The following is a 15,958-nucleotide window of genomic DNA, read 5'->3' on the forward strand; positions in this document are numbered from 1 at the left end:
TACCGGAATACTAACACGGCTAATTAGTAACAGATAACTACTTTTAGCTATTTTAAGAAACGGGCATATTTCGACCACTTTGTGAGGAGATTCTACTAAAATTGCCAGAATAATCCCAGGCTACCGACTACGTATTCTTTATGTGCGTCTTCTTCATAGTCAGGACTCATTGCCACGACACTAAATTTGATGCCGATATTGTGGTAATAAGCAAGTAAACCTCCGGCAACTGTTACTTGTACGTTATTTAACGTAATGTCCGGTACTTCATCAGGTGTATAACCTTCAATCGTAATATCGTTGAAACGATAACGAACTTCGGCCGTTGCATAAAGCATAATACCTGAGCTGTTTGGTGCCAGTAGCATGCCTTGTAGCCGCTGAGGGTGTAGGCTTAGGTTATTATAGTTAGCGCCTAAATCTGGTCCCCATCGTACTGTCGAACCAAGTGCGACTTCACTTTGAAAATTACCTACAGCTAAGCGTTGATAAACTGACAAATCTGATTCACCAATAAGCATTTGTGGGCGGCCGACAAGTTGATCCGCCTCTACTGTGAGTTGGTATACGACTTCATCTTCAATTTGATATTTCCAGCCTTGTGGTGGCGTTGCACCAATCCATTCATGAACCTTGGTTTGTGTATCACCTGCTTTTGACTGTTCTCCGACTGTTCCCAGTAGCAAAGAGAGTCGGTAAGAGCTGACGGCGCTATAGCCTAATACGCTAGCTTCACCAAATAATAGCCCTGCGTATGGGCGTTCATCTGGTTGTGGTGTCGTCGCCGAAATATCACTCGGTGTCCACATCTGTTGTCCAATTTGGTAATTAACGGCATATTTCAGTGGGTTTGGATCAAACGGCGTTAACGCTTGCCAGAAGCGGTTATTTAATGCGGGTTCTTCAGTTGTATAATTGATGAAAACAGCATTGGTGTAATTACCATCTTCATTTGAGATCACGTCATTATGCATACCAAATAACCAGCCGCTTGCAAAGCTTGGGTTAACTTGGCTTAAAGTCAGTAAAATAATGCTGCATAACTTAAAACGCATGTGTTTTCCTTATTGTCATTATTGTCATTATTGTCATTCTTATGTCGTTATTGATTGAAAATGTGAATAAATATAGGTTAAGCATTAATTATACCAGCATTGTGAGTTACGAGTAAATTTAATGCTTGATTGGTGTGAATCTAATGCGTTTTCATTACTTGGTTCTAGTATTTGATACTTATTAGGTATGATTTTGGCTAAAAAAATTGCTTCGAATCAACATACAAAGACATACTAATGAGACAACAAGGACCGTTGTTTATTACTTCGCCCTAGTTACTGGTTTCTTTGATGGGGAATGAAATTGAAATCATTAATAAAATGCTGTGGTTTAATCACCTTCGGCCTCGTAACGTCGAGCGTTATGACAAATGTGAATGCTGAAATAAAAGTAAAGGGTAGTGCGAGCTTGGAGCAGCGTATTTTCCTAGATAGTCCTGAACAACCGACATATCCAGTGAATGATTACCCTTATCCTGTTTATCATCAAATATCAGCGGCTTTATCCCCGCATATAGAAGCGTCATCTAAAAAAAACAATATGGTATATACAGTACATCCCTTTGTTCGTATTGATGAACGTGATGATGAACGTTCACATATTGATTTGAGAGAGTTTAAAGCTGCGCTTGTCACTCAAAAGTGGGAAGCATCTATTGGTTTTGATCAAGTTCATTGGGGGGTGATGGAAAACCACCATTTAGTTGATATTGTTAATCAAACGGATTACCTCGAATCACCAAATGGAGAGGATAAGCTAGGTCAGCCTATGCTTAGGCTGGGTATAGACCTAAAAGGTGCGTTACTGGAAGCCATGCTGCTGGTGGGTTACCGAGAACCAGCCTTACCTACACTTGGCGCTCGTTTTAGTTTCGAGAATGATTATCGCTATGAATATGCGGGTTGGGGCGAAGAGTATCACCCAGATGTTGCATTACGCTACAGTAAAAGTGTCAACAATATTGATGTTGGTGTGAGTTATTTTGGCGGACATACACGTACCCCCGAATTGCGAAATTCAGCGGTGGGCGAACCAATTTGGTATGTGAATTTAGTTGACCAGATATCAATAGATATTAAAGCTGATCTGAACCAGATTATTTTAAAAGGTGAAGTGCTATATAAGATCGTTGAAGGTAAATCTACGCGTGCTGCGGTACTAGGTGCGGAGTTTAGTTTACTACAAACTAAAAATATTGGTGTTAACTTACTGAGTGAATATAGCTGGGATCAACATGGTGAAAAAGCACTTGATAATAGTTTTCAAAATGACATATTCGCGGGTGTAAGAGTTACTTTGAATGGTTTAAACAATAGCGAATTACTTATGGGCCATAATTATGATTTTGACTTTGGCTCTCAGAATGGTTTTGTTCAGGCAAAAGTGAATGTGACGAAAGCACTTTCTGTTGGCGTTGAAGGTTGGTGGTTTAATATCAATGATGATGACTATGCGAATAAAAGTTATAACGATGACAACATGATCCAATTGACTGGTTATTATAATTTTTAATTGATATGAAGTATTTACCTTTGCACTACTTACCTTAGCAATAGGGGGATGCTGTTAATTAGACATTTTTTCGGTTATTCTGAGCTCTAAAAGATTAGTTAATCGTATAAAAGGATTTTAAATGTTTAAGATAAATCAGTACTTTGATGGTCAAGTTGCTTCTATTGGGTTTAAAGAAGCGGATAAAGAAGCCAGTGTTGGCGTGATGGCTGTCGGTGAGTATGAGTTTGGTACAGCCTTAGCGGAAGTGATGGTTGTGATTACTGGTGCGTTAACGGTGTTACTCCCTGGACAATCTGAGTGGCAAACATTCAATGCTGGAGAACAGTTTAATGTACCTAGCGACAGTCAGTTTCAAGTTAAAGTAGCGCAAGAAACTGCGTACCTTTGCCAATACGGTTAATGGGTTTGTGAAAAAGGGAGAGTAAACGTCAAGTTCACTCTCCCTTTTTATTATTAAATTAATTAGCGTTATTTTTTTGGTTTCGAATTGAATGCTGTAAGTTGTTCTTCAGTTGCTGGAAGCTGGTGATTTTCTTTCCATTCAGCATAAGTCATACCGTAGATGCGTTCTCTCGCTTGTTCATCTGTCACGTCTAGTTCCAGTTCATCTGCAGCAGATTTGTACCATTTACCTAAACAGTTTCGGCAAAAATCAGCCAAGATCATTAAATCAATATTTTGAACTTGTTTGTTATCATCTAAATGCGCTAATAAACGTTGTAATACTTTCGCGTCCAACTGATCTTGTTGAATTTGAGTTAATTCTGGTTTACTCATTATCAATTCCTTGTTATTTCGCTGACTTAATCAGCCCTGTAATATGGCAACTTAAAACGATAACTGCAACAGCTAAGTAAATAGAAGAGGCTACAATTAACCACTGTGGCATTGTAAACGATAAGAACTGCCAGTTAATTTCATCACAAAAACCGGTTGGGTTAAACAACCCAGGAGCCCATTCATGGAGCGGTGCCCAAGTCGGGAAATTAGGGAAGAAGTCACACGTTGAAAATGGCGAAGGGTTCAGTTGAATGTCGGTATGCTCAATTGCGAGGCTTAAACTGTAACCCGCGCTGACAAACCATAATGTAAAACCGCTTAAGCGTATCACTGGATTCGCAGGGGCTATCGCACCCACTAAGCCCGCAATAATAATGCCTATTATTGCTACACGTTCATATACGCATAATACACAAGGGCTTAATTCCATCACGTATTGGAAGAAGAGGGCTGATGCTTCTAACCCCAAACCTGTTAGAGCGAGTAAAACCCAAGGAAGGCGTTGTTTTGGTAGGTTAGAAATAAACTGGTACATATATTGTCTCAAATGAATTTAATAACTATCTACTTTTATAACATATTGTGGCGCTAGATATGAGATGCAGAGTGTAAAAATGTGTAAAAATAAATGCTTATGTAAAGTGATTACTTGTATAAAAAACGCCGCTAATAGCGGCGTTTTTTTATGTTTTAGCTAGACTAGTGGGCAGCTGATTTAACCGCTTCAGCTGCAGATTCTACATGGGCGGTAATTAACCCCATATCAAGCATCGTTGCTGTTGCTGGTTCTAATAAGTAGATAATGGCACCAAGACCAACTAACGTCATCACAATCGTATATGGTAATGCCATGATAACCATACGGCCATACGATAAGCGTAACAGTGGCGCTACTGCAGACGTTAATAAGAATAAGAATGCAGCTTGTCCATTTGGCGTTGCAACGGAAGGTAGGTTTGTACCTGTGTTAATTGCGACAGCAAGTAGGTCGAACTGATCTCGTGTGATAGTGCCGTTTACCAGAGCAGCTTTTACTTCGGTAATATAAACAGTACCAACAAATACGTTATCACTCACCATCGACAAGATACCATTCGCTAAGTAAAATAGTGGTAGCTGTTGATGTGGGTCTGCAGCTAGAACCGAATTAATCAATGGAATGAACAGCTGTTGATCAATAATTACAGCAACAATCGTAAAGAATACCGCAAGTAATGCAGTAAAAGGCAATGCCTCTTCAAATGCTTTACCTAAAGCATGCTCTTCAGTGATCCCGTTAAATGCAGTAGCAAGAATGATGACAGATAAACCAATGAGGCCTACAGCAGCTAAATGCATTGCTAGGCCTATGATTAACCAAACACCAATAGCCGCTTGCGTATAAAGTTTTACACGTTCACGTTGGCTGCGGTTTGCATCTTCATGTTTATCAAAATCAACCAAAATAGTACGTACTGCTGCTGGTAATTCAGCACCGTAACCACATATTTTTAATTTCTCGACCAGAACACAAGTCAATAGACCAAAAAAGAATACAGGAACCGTTACGGGAGCCATACGTAATGCAAATTCAATAAAATCCCAACCTGCTTGTTCAGCGATAATTAGGTTTTGTGGTTCGCCTACCATAGTACATACACCACCAAGTGCAGTACCAACACCTGCATGCATCATAAGGCTACGTAAGAAAGCGCGATATTCATCAAGATCTTGACGTTTGAGCTCATTCACATTTGCATCGTCGGTATGATCATGGTCATGTTTAAAGTCACGGCCTGATGCTACTTTGTGATAAATACTATAGAAGCCAATCGCGACACTGATCACAACTGCAATTACAGTTAGTGCATCTAAGAATGCAGAAAGAAAAGCTGAAACAACTGAAAATGATAAAGCCAGCAATGCTTTAGACTTAATGTTAATCAATAGCTTAGTGAAGACATATAACAATAATGACTTCATGAAATAGATACCAGCAACCATGAAGATTAATAATAATAATACTTCGATATTACTCACAAGTTCGTGCTGGACTTGTTCGGAAGATGTCATGCCAATGGCAACCGCTTCAATAGCAAGCAAGCCACCGGGTTGAAGAGGATAGCATTTTAGGGCCATTGCTAAAGTAAAAATAAATTCGATAACTAATAACCAACCAGCAATAAACGGGTCAATTGAAAAAACAATCGGGTTAATAATGAGGAATGCAATGATTGCAATTTTATACCACTGAGGTGAATTACCTAAGAAGTTTAATTTTGCCGCCGTACTAAGGCTTATGTCCATGAGGGCTTGTCCAATATTTTATTAAGATTAAGTTTAAGGGATTTAAAAACGGGGATATTCTAAGCGTATTCCGTGTGGTGCGCCATACTTTTTATTGATACAGATTATTGTTATAGCAATTAAATTTATTTTACTATTTAAATCGGAAAATAATTATTCTAGTGATAGTATCTAATTAAAATCTGGTCGGACTTGCATCAGGATGCTAAGATTCTAATGGACACAACCTGTTATATTTCCAAATGAGAAGTTAAATGGATATTACTGATAGTAAAACAACGAAGAAAAAGCGTCAGAATGACGGTATTATTAAGGCGAAAAGCCCAGCAGGATTTGCCGAAGAGTATCTGATTGAATCGATCTGGAAAAATCGCTTCCCTCCAGGTTCAATTCTTCCAGCAGAAAGAGAACTTTCTGAGCTTATTGGTGTTACTCGTACTACGCTACGTGAGGTATTACAACGTTTAGCGCGTGACGGTTGGCTGACTATCCGTCATGGGAAACCAACTCAGGTTAATAATTTTTGGGAAACGTCGAGCCTGTCTATCTTAGAAGATTTAGTGCGATTGGACCCTGAGCGTTTACCTGAATTGGTGAGTGATTTATTATCTGCCCGTACTAATATTAGTGTTATTTTTATTCGAGCTGCGATCAAACGCGATCCTGAACGTGTTGTAGAAATTCTAAATGAAGCCGAAGAACTTGCTGATGATAAAGAAGCCTTTACTGCGTATGATTATAGTATGCTACATAAATTGGCCTTTTTATCAGGTAATTTAGTTTATGCTTTGATCCTGAATGGTTTTGATAATATGTACCGTATTTTGGGTAAAATTTATTTTGATTATCCCGAAGCTCGTGTATTAGCACGAAATTTCTACAGAGAATTGAAAGAGATAGCCCAAAATAATCAAGCGGATGAGAGTTTAAATGTTATCCGTAACTATGGTATGAACTCAGGCCTACTTTGGCAGCAGTACCGTGATGAAACATGGGATGATATTTGCGTCGCTTTTGAACAACGTATTAAATAATGATTACGCAATAATCTTCTAAAAAAACCAGTCATTGACTGGTTTTTTTATATCCGCGGGACAGTTTATAGCTTAGGGGGGGAACTTTGGCTGATAATCTCCACATTGCCATTAGCTTGAACTTGTTCTAACCGAACATCAAAGCCCCATAATCGATGAAGGTGTTTTATTACTTCTTGTGCTGATTTCGCGTCTAGTGGTATCTCTTGGTGAGGCACATAGCGTAGTGTTAAAGAACGGTCCCCTTTTTTATCGACATTAAATACCTGAATATTAGGCTCGTTATTACTGAGATTATACTGGGCTGATAGCTTATTTCGCAATTGTTGATACCCTTCTTCATTATGAATCGCAGATACTTCAATATATTTACTGTTTTCGTTATCTTCGATTGAAAAAAAGTGCATGTCACGCATTACTTTAGGTGACAAATACTGGCTAATGAAGCTTTCATCTTTAAAATTTCGCATTGCAAAATGCAAGGTTTCTAACCAATCACTACCCGCAATATCAGGGAACCAAGCTTTATCTTCTTCGGTCGGGTTTTCGCAAATTCGTCGAATATCTGTAAACATGGCAAATCCTAATGCATAAGGATTCATTCCTGAATAATACGGACTATTATAAGCCGGTTGTGCAATGACGTTAGTATGATTATGTAAGATTTCTAACATGAATTTATCCGACACCAATCCCTCGTCATACATGTGGTTAGTGATGGTATAATGCCAGAATGTTGCCCAACCTTCATTCATGACTTGAGTTTGTTTTTGTGGATAAAAATATTGACTGATTTTGCGAACGATACGAATTATTTCGCGCTGCCAAGATTGTAACAGTGGCGCATTTTTTTCTACAAAATAGAGAATGTTTTCTTGGGGTTCTACTGGGTAATTTGGTTCAACAGGCTCTGATTTTTGGTTGTATTGGGGGAGGGTACGCCATAATTCATTGACTTGAGTTTGTAAATAATCTGTGCGTTCTTGTTGGCGTCGTTTTTCTTCACTGAGTGATGGTTCACTTGGGCGTTTATAACGATCAACGCCATAATTCATTAATGCATGACATGAATCGACAATATTTTCGACAGCATCGATACCGTATTTTTGTTCACATTCAGCAATATAATTCTTGGAAAATAGTAGGTAATCAATGATTGAATCTGCATCTGTCCATGATTTAAATAAGTAATTGTTTTTAAAGAAAGAGTTATGTCCATAGCTGGCGTGTGCAATAACTAATGCTTGCATTGGAATGGTGTTTTCTTCCATTAAGTAAGCAATGCACGGATTAGAGTTGATAACAATTTCATATGCTAACCCCATTTGACCACGTTTATAGCTTTGTTCTGTTTGAATAAATTTCTTACCAAAACTCCAGTGATTATAACCAATAGGCATCCCTACAGAAGAGTAAGCATCCATCATTTGCTCTGCTGTGATGACTTCAATTTGATTGGGGTAAGTATCAAGTCGGTAGTATTCTGCAATACGTTTAATTTCGATATGATACTCTTCTAGTAGTGGAAAATTCCAATCGGGGCCATCGTTGAGCTGCTTCACTTCATCTCTTAACATATAGACTCTCCCTAAGCGGCTTGTTTTTTAAATAGTTCTCGGAATACAGGGTAAATATCCTCCAGTTGGCGAATATGCTGTAAGGCAAACTGTGAGTATTCTTTTGCTACTTTTTCATATTCTCGCCATAAAGTCTGATGGGCACGATTGGTAATCTCGATATAGCTGAAATAACGGACTTTTGGCATAATTTTATCTAGCAATAGCTTACGGCATAGTGGTGAGTCATCAGCCCAGTTATCACCATCAGAAGCTTGTGCAGCGTAAATGTTCCATTCATTCGCGGGGTACTTATCGGTCACAATCTTATCCATTAGTTTTAAAGCGGACGATACAATTGTGCCACCCGTCTCTTGTGAATAAAAAAATTCATGTTCGTCGACTTCTTTTGCTTGAGTATGATGACGGATGTAAACTACTTCAATCGTTTTATAAGTACGTGTTAAGAACAGGTACAGTAAGATATAGAAACGTTTAGCCATGTCTTTAGTTGGCTGATCCATCGAGCCTGAGACATCCATTAGGCAAAACATGACGGCTTGGCTATTTGGTACTGCATATTGTTCAAAATTGTTATAGCGTAAGTCAAAAGTGTCGATGAACGGCACTTTACTGATCCGTTCTTTCAATTCCGCAATTTCTTTTTTTAATTCGTGAACAAATTGGCCTTCAATTTCGTCCTGATTCGTTAATTCATCAACTTGCTGTTGCAGCGATTTTACTTTTCTTTTTTTGCCAGCGGATAATGCAGTACGCCTCGCCAATGAATTTTGTAATGATTTAATAATCGAAATATTGCCGGGGTTACCATGTGAAGTATAACCTGCACGGCGGGTTTTCATTTCAACGATACTGTTAAACTGATTTTCTTGTAAATTTGGTAACTCTAAATCTTCAAATAAAAGATCAAGGTATTCGTCTTTTGAAATTTTAAAATTAAAATCATCATTACCTTCACCACTATCGCTGGCTTCTCCTCCTCCAGAACCTGAACCGCCTCTTGGTGGTGGACGGTTAATTTTATCACCAGTAATGAATTGGTCGTTACCAGGGTGAACAACTGTACGTTTGCCGCCTTTACCTTGGTGAAAAGTTGGCTCCGAGATGTCACGAGTTGGAATGCTGACACTTTCTCCAGATGTAATATCCTGAATACTACGATTGTTTACAGCATCAGATACCGCCTTTTTTATTTGTGAGTTATAACGACGCATAAAGCGTTGTCGATTAACGGTACTTTTATTTTTTCCGTTTAATCTGCGATCAATAAAATGTGCCATCTCATCCCCCTAAAGAATACAGTTATGATGATTTACGTACGCGCAAATACCATTCTGACAATAGTCTAACTTGTTTCTTGGTGTAGCCTTTCTCCATCATGCGGTCTACAAAGTTGTCATGCTTTTGCTGTTCGTCTGTGGATGTTTTACCGTTAAATGAGATAACGGGTAACAACTCTTCTGTATTGGAGAACATTTTCTTTTCGATTACAGTACGGAGTTTCTCATAGCTAACCCAAGACGGATTTTTACCACTGTTATTGGCTCTGGCACGGAGTACAAAGTTAACTATTTCATTACGGAAGTCTTTAGGGTTGCTGATACCTGCTGGTTTTTCTATTTTCTCTAGATCATTATTTAATGCTTCACGGTCAAATAGCTGGCCGGTCTCAGGATCTCGGTATTCTTGATCTTGGATCCAGAAGTCAGCATAAGTTACATAACGGTCGAATATGTTTTGGCCATATTCAGAATAAGATTCTAAGTAAGCTGTTTGGATTTCTTTGCCAATAAATTCCACATATTTGGGAATTAAATAACCTTTTAAAAATTCTAAATATCGGTCCGCAATATCTTGAGGGAACTGCTCTCGTTCAATTTGTTGTTCTAATACATAAAAAAGATGAACTGGGTTTGCTGCAACCTCCGCATGATCAAAGTTGAATACTTTTGATAAAATTTTATAAGCAAAACGGGTTGATAGGCCTGACATACCTTCGTCGACGCCTGCATAATCACGATACTCTTGATATGACTTTGCTTTTGGATCGGTATCTTTTAACGTTTCGCCGTCGTAAACACGCATTTTAGAGTAGATTGATGAATTTTCAGGATCTTTAAGGCGCGATAAAACGGTGAATTGAGACAGCGCATCAAGTGTACCCGGTGCGCATTTTGCATTATATAGCGCACTGTTTTCTAATAGTTTACGGTATATAGATTGTTCTTCACTCACGCGTAAACAGTAAGGTACTTTAACAATATAGACACGGTCTAAGAAGGCTTCGTTGTTTTTGTTATTACGGAATGTTTGCCACTCAGACTCATTGGAGTGAGCAAGGATAATACCTTCGAAAGGCAGGGCTGATAGACCTTCGGTACTGTTGTAGTTACCTTCTTGCGTTGCAGTGAGTAGAGGATGTAGCACTTTGATGGGAGCTTTGAACATCTCGACAAATTCCATCATTCCTTGGTTCGCTTTACAAAGTGCACCTGAGTAGCTGTATGCATCGGGGTCATCTTGTGAAAAATGTTCTAACTGACGAATATCAACTTTACCGACTAACGAGGAAATATCTTGATTGTTTTCATCACCGGGTTCAGTTTTAGCAATGGCAATTTGATGGAGTATAGATGGGCGCACTTTTTCTACTTTAAACTGGCTTATATCACCGCCAAATTCTTTCAAACGTTTAGCAGCCCAAGGTGACATTACATGACCAAGGCAGCGGGTTGGGATACCGTATTCGTTACGCAGAATACTGGCATCTTCATTCACGTCAAACAAGCTAAAGGGGTGATCGTTAACGGGAGATCCTTTAATGCGATAAATTGGTAAATTCTGCATTAAGTCTTTTAATTTTTCGGCGAGTGATGATTTACCACCGCCCACTGGGCCAAGTAGATACAGAATTTGTTTTTTTTCTTCTAAGCCCTGAGCAGAATGTTTTAAATAGGCGACAATTTGCTCGATGGCATCTTCCATACCATAAAAATCTTCAAAGGCTGGATAACGTGCTACAACACGATTGGAAAATAATCGGCTTAGGCGAGAGTCGGTTGCGGTATCAACCATTTCAGGCTCACCAATTGCGTTTAGTAATCTTTCAGCTGCAGATGCATATACAGTTCTGTCGTCACGGCATAAATTCAAGAATTCTTGAATGGTATACTCTTCTTCACGACTTTCTTCATATCTTTGCTGGTAATGTTCAAAAATACTCATAGTTACCCCCAAAATGTAATTACTTGCATCCGCAAACATTAGCATCTACAAGTCTGAAGTATTTCTCACTTCTAATCTAAATTTAGACTTTGATTTTAAAATTGCGCAATTAAATTGCGGTTTTATAAGCGTTTTATTAATTTTTTATTATGGCTGCAATATATTATTTAAAAGGTAATCGTGCGTTTATTAGTGAATGAGGAGATGTAAGAGTTGTTTTGCGGAATTTTGTATTATTATTTATTGATATAACAATATATAAACAAAGTATAGTCTAATCAAGATGTGATTAAATATTATTTAGAATTGATATTCACGAATTGTGACATCGCTATAATGGTGACCTTGCTATAAAGGGGGGCATTATTTTAGTGACAGGTTTACGTTAAGGGGGTTTAAAGTAAACCTGTTTGGGGAAGTGCTATGCTGTTATCGTTTCATGTAGCAATTTATTTAACATACGCATTGTTGCTTGCACACCAGCGAATACTTGGTTAGAGCTAACACCACGGGTTCGGAAACTTCGATCGCCCTGCTGCCAAGTAATAAAGCTTTCTGTTAATGCACTGGTTTTACCGCCTGGTGGAATACGTACTTGATAGTTTTCTAAATTTGGATAATCAAATCCAACTTTGTGCATGATGGCTTGAATTGCCATACTAAACGCATCAAAGCCACCATTACCGGATCCCGCTGATTTGTATATCTCATCGCCGATGCGAATACGGATACTTGCGGTGGAATCAACATTGAGTCCAGATGTAATCGAACAGTTGAGCAGTTCAATATGCGAGTAATCTTTACTTTCCAGTAAATCCGCAATAATAAAGGGTAAATCTTCAGGTGTTATAGTTGCTTTTTGATCACCTAAAGTGACAATACGCTCGAGCAATTTAGTCTTTTGCTCGGGGCTTAAGTCTATACTTAACTCTTCAAGATTTTTTTCTATCGATGCTTTACCGCTCATTTTTCCGAGCGCATAGGTTCGGGTACGCTTAAACCGTTCAGGGCCTAACACCGTTTGATATAAGCCACCTTTATTATCGCCATCGGCATGAATACCACTAGTCTGAGTAAATACGTCTGCGCCAATAATAGGCGCATTTGCTGGCGTTATTTTACCCGAGAAATTTTCAATCATTTGGCTTATCTGATGGATGCGTTGTTCATTGATTGATGATTCGATACCGAGTTTATCTTTAAGGACCACTGCAACTTCTGCAAGTGAAGCATTACCAGCGCGTTCACCTAAACAGTTTACAGTGCAATGAATAGCGCTAATGCCGACTTTTGCTGCAGCGAGCGCATTTGCTGTGGCTAAACCGTAATCATTATGTGGATGAAAATCAAATTTCTGTTGCGGATAACGCCCAATCATATCAGACAGACTGACATGCACTTCATCTGGAGACATTACACCGAGTGTATCTGGCAGCATGTAATGTTGGATTGGTAAATCTACAAGTGCATTGATCATGTTGTAAACATAATCAGGATTGTCACTGTAACCATTAGACCAGTCTTCAAGGTAAATATTAACCGCTAACCCTTGCTCTATTGCGTAGTGAATAGTTTCTCTGACATCTTCAATATGTTGCGTAGGGGTTTTACGGAGTTGCTCGGTGCAGTGTTTTTCACTGCCCTTTGTGAGTAAGTTGATCACTTTGGCACCGCTGGACGTTATCCAGTCAACGCTTTTGGTATGATCGACAAAACCCAGTATTTCGATTCGCCCTGCCACTTGTTCTTGTTCTGCCCATTGCATTAATGAGGATACGGCATGTTTTTCGCCAAGAGAAACGCGCGCAGATGCGACTTCAATTCGGTCAACATTAAGAGATTGGAGTAGGGCTTTGGCAATACTAACTTTTTCGTCGGGGGTGAAAGAGACCCCTTGGGTTTGTTCTCCATCACGAAGAGTTGTGTCCATTAATTGGACTTGAGGGCGCATGATTTCCATATTTGCTACCTGCTTCAAATTGTAGGGAAAGAGCGGATAGAAGATGACTATCCGCTTTTAAACCGTCTCTTAGTTTGCTTTATAATAGAGCAATACTAAAAGTTAGCTTGCTTCAGTCCATAACCATGGAAACTGTTGCTTATTTCTAGCTTCGAATTCAGAGATTTTAGCTTCATGTTTTAATGTCCATGAGATATCATCAGCGCCTTCGATAAGGCTTTGCTTACGAAATGGATCAACCTCAATATTAATAACAATACCACCGGGTGTTGTCACAGTTTGTGCTGGAAGATCAACAGTAAACTCGACACCTTCGTTAGCATCAATTTCAGCCATTAATGCGGCGAGAACATCTTTGTTTACACGAATTGGTAAAATACCGTTTTTAAAGCAGTTAGAGTAGAAAATATCTGCATAGCTAGTTGAAATGATGGTATTGAAACCAAAGTCTTCAATTGCCCAGGGTGCATGTTCACGTGATGAACCACAACCGAAATTGTCGCCAGCAACTAAAATCTTAGCACCTTTAAATGCTGGTTTGTTTAATTCAAACTCAGGGTTTTCTGAACCATCATCAAGAAAACGCCAGTCATGAAATAAGTGTATACCAAAGCCGGTACGTTCTACTTTTTTCAAGAACTGTTTTGGAATGATTTGGTCTGTATCTACGTTACTACGATTCATTAATGCAGCAACACTAGTATGATTTTTATATGCTTTCATTTTAATTCCTTGATCACTAATGTGCTAAAGCTTATGCCCAGTTACGGATGTCAACAAAGTGGCCTTCAATTGCCGCTGCTGCAGCCATTGCTGGAGATACAAGGTGTGTACGACCACCTTTACCTTGACGACCTTCAAAGTTACGGTTTGACGTAGACGCACTACGTTGACCTTCGCTTAGTTGGTCACCATTCATTGCTAGACACATAGAGCAACCTGGTTCACGCCATTCCCAACCTGCATCAACTAAGATCTTATCTAGACCTTCTTTTTCAGCTTGTTCTTTAACAAGGTATGAACCTGGAACTGCAATTGCTTGTACTGAAGCGCTTACCTTTTTACCGACGGTTAATTCAGCAATAGCACGGAAATCTTCAATACGACCGTTAGTACAAGAACCAACGAACACAAGATCAATATTAATATCAGTGATTGCTGCACCGGCTTCAATGTCCATGTAGGCAAGGGCGCCTTTACATGCCGAAGCTTTAATTTCATCACTAAAGTCACTTGGTGAAGGAACCGTTGAGTTTACTGCGGCTACTTGTTCTGGAGACGTACCCCAAGTAACTTGTGGTGCAATGTCTTCAGCTTTAAGTTCGATAACAGTGTCAAATTTAGCGCCATCATCACTTGGTAGTGATTTCCAGTATGCAAGTGCTGCAGCCCAGTGATCCCCTTGTGGTGCAAACTCTTTACCTTCCAGATAATCATATGTTGTTTCATCTGGTGCGATAAGGCCTGCACGTGCGCCGCCTTCAATTGCCATGTTACACAAGGTCATGCGACCTTCCATTGTAAGGTCTCGAATTGCAGAACCTGCGAACTCGATTACATGGCCAGTACCACCTGCAGTACCTATTTTACCGATAACAGCAAGCGCGATATCTTTGGCTGTTGAATACTTCGATAGTGTACCTTCTACACTTACTAGCATAGTTTTAGATTTTTTCTGTTGTAGCGTCTGAGTGGCCATTACATGCTCAACTTCGGACGTACCTATACCGAAGGCTAACGCACCAAATGCACCATGTGTTGCAGTATGTGAATCACCACAAACAGCAGTCATTCCTGGGTGGATAAAACCATGTTCAGGTACAACAATATGAATAACACCATTATTAACGTTTTGCATATCGTAAATAAGGAGGTCGTGTTCACTACAGTTGTTTGCCATCGTATCAATTTGCTTTGCTGCAATTGGATCTTTAATTGGTAGATGACGGTCAACGGTTGGTACACAGTGATCCATTGTCGCTAGAATACTATGACGATTACGGATCTTACGTTTTTGTACTTTTAAGCCTTCAAATGCTTGTGGACTTGTTACTTCATGCATCAAGTGACGATCGATGTAGAGTAGCGGGGTTCCATTCTCTGGTTCGTGAACTAAGTGTGAATCCCAAATTTTTTCATACATTGTCTTTTTCATTGCTTTGCTTCCCTTCCCATCAAGCGAGATATTTATACTTTCTTATGTCTTGATACTATGACAATTGTGTGACCTTCTTCAAGAACATAATTTCATAAATAGTTGGAATTATAAATATCCAATTTGTTATTGTTTGTCATTATTGACTTTTATTGGAGTATAAATCTGTTTAATTTGAAATATATAGTTTTATGCATTGCTATATTTGCCATTGGCGGGGTTATTTGTTTTTTATAATATGTTTAATATTTCGACTTTTTAGTTTTTCAACGTGGTAAATAAAGTTATTTCTACAATATTAAGGTCATGATTGTAGAAATAACCATATAACCTATGCTTAGAAGATGTAGTAACCATGTATTATTTTAAA

13 protein-coding genes are annotated in these 15,958 nt (G+C 38.9%); 3 read left to right on the forward strand and 10 right to left on the reverse strand.

Features of this window, described 5'->3' with window-relative positions:
• Window positions 1-95 precede the first annotated feature (95 nt).
• Window positions 96-1,055, reverse strand: coding sequence for a lipid A deacylase LpxR family protein (locus tag HWV03_RS09415; protein ID WP_211679460.1), 960 nt, complete (start codon window positions 1,053-1,055; stop codon window positions 96-98).
• Between the two features lie 298 nt (window positions 1,056-1,353).
• On the opposite strand from HWV03_RS09415, the gene HWV03_RS09420 reads away from it, so the two are divergent.
• Together HWV03_RS09420 and ppnP are read left to right on the forward strand one after the other, a co-directional pair.
• Window positions 1,354-2,568 carry a hypothetical protein gene (locus HWV03_RS09420; RefSeq protein WP_255547142.1) on the forward strand — a complete coding sequence of 405 codons (1,215 nt, stop codon included), beginning with the start codon at window positions 1,354-1,356 and terminating at the stop codon, window positions 2,566-2,568.
• 121 nt (window positions 2,569-2,689) lie between these two features.
• Window positions 2,690-2,971 carry a pyrimidine/purine nucleoside phosphorylase gene (gene ppnP, locus HWV03_RS09425; protein ID WP_211679461.1) on the forward strand — a complete coding sequence of 94 codons (282 nt, stop codon included), beginning with the start codon at window positions 2,690-2,692 and terminating at the stop codon, window positions 2,969-2,971.
• A gap of 68 nt (window positions 2,972-3,039) precedes the next feature.
• Here ppnP and HWV03_RS09430 read toward each other — a convergent pair whose 3' ends face one another.
• From HWV03_RS09430 to nhaB, 3 genes are all read right to left on the reverse strand, one after another.
• Window positions 3,040-3,348 carry a DUF1244 domain-containing protein gene (locus HWV03_RS09430; RefSeq protein ID WP_211679462.1) on the reverse strand — a complete coding sequence of 103 codons (309 nt, stop codon included), beginning with the start codon at window positions 3,346-3,348 and terminating at the stop codon, window positions 3,040-3,042.
• 13 nt (window positions 3,349-3,361) lie between these two features.
• Window positions 3,362-3,886, reverse strand: a complete 525-nt coding sequence (gene dsbB, locus HWV03_RS09435) for a disulfide bond formation protein DsbB (protein WP_211679463.1) — start codon at window positions 3,884-3,886, stop codon at window positions 3,362-3,364.
• 164 nt (window positions 3,887-4,050) lie between these two features.
• Window positions 4,051-5,637 carry a sodium/proton antiporter NhaB gene (gene nhaB / locus HWV03_RS09440; RefSeq protein WP_211679464.1) on the reverse strand — a complete coding sequence of 529 codons (1,587 nt, stop codon included), beginning with the start codon at window positions 5,635-5,637 and terminating at the stop codon, window positions 4,051-4,053.
• Window positions 5,638-5,891: 254 nt separating this feature from the next.
• Here nhaB and fadR point away from each other — a divergent pair, with 254 nt between their 5' ends.
• Entirely contained in the window at window positions 5,892-6,671 is a 780-nt protein-coding gene (fadR, locus tag HWV03_RS09445; protein WP_211679465.1) for a fatty acid metabolism transcriptional regulator FadR, read from the forward strand.
• Between the two features lie 65 nt (window positions 6,672-6,736).
• Here the strand turns inward: fadR and HWV03_RS09450 are convergent, their stop codons facing one another.
• The 6 genes from HWV03_RS09450 to leuC all read right to left on the reverse strand — a co-directional run bounded on the left by HWV03_RS09450 (window position 6,737) and on the right by leuC (window position 15,588).
• The gene (locus tag HWV03_RS09450; RefSeq protein WP_211679466.1) at window positions 6,737-8,248 is read right to left on the reverse strand and encodes a SpoVR family protein; all 1,512 of its coding nucleotides are present in this window, start codon (window positions 8,246-8,248) and stop codon (window positions 6,737-6,739) included.
• A gap of 11 nt (window positions 8,249-8,259) precedes the next feature.
• Complete coding sequence (locus HWV03_RS09455; RefSeq protein ID WP_211679467.1) at window positions 8,260-9,528, reverse strand: YeaH/YhbH family protein; 1,269 nt, start codon at window positions 9,526-9,528, stop codon at window positions 8,260-8,262.
• Window positions 9,529-9,550: 22 nt separating this feature from the next.
• Complete coding sequence (locus HWV03_RS09460) at window positions 9,551-11,473, reverse strand: PrkA family serine protein kinase (protein WP_211675139.1); 1,923 nt, start codon at window positions 11,471-11,473, stop codon at window positions 9,551-9,553.
• A 421-nt stretch (window positions 11,474-11,894) separates the two neighbouring features.
• Window positions 11,895-13,433, reverse strand: coding sequence for an alpha-isopropylmalate synthase regulatory domain-containing protein (locus HWV03_RS09465; RefSeq protein WP_211679468.1), 1,539 nt, complete (start codon window positions 13,431-13,433; stop codon window positions 11,895-11,897).
• A 102-nt stretch (window positions 13,434-13,535) separates the two neighbouring features.
• The gene (gene leuD / locus HWV03_RS09470) at window positions 13,536-14,156 is read right to left on the reverse strand and encodes a 3-isopropylmalate dehydratase small subunit (protein WP_211679469.1); all 621 of its coding nucleotides are present in this window, start codon (window positions 14,154-14,156) and stop codon (window positions 13,536-13,538) included.
• A gap of 31 nt (window positions 14,157-14,187) precedes the next feature.
• Window positions 14,188-15,588 (reverse strand): 3-isopropylmalate dehydratase large subunit, encoded by a 1,401-nt coding sequence (gene leuC / locus HWV03_RS09475; protein ID WP_211679470.1) that lies wholly within the window; start codon window positions 15,586-15,588, stop codon window positions 14,188-14,190.
• Between the last annotated feature and the right edge of the window lie 370 nt (window positions 15,589-15,958).

Origin of the sequence: Moritella sp. 36 (assembly GCF_018219415.1) — a bacterium.
Lineage (GTDB): Bacteria > Pseudomonadota > Gammaproteobacteria > Enterobacterales > Moritellaceae > Moritella.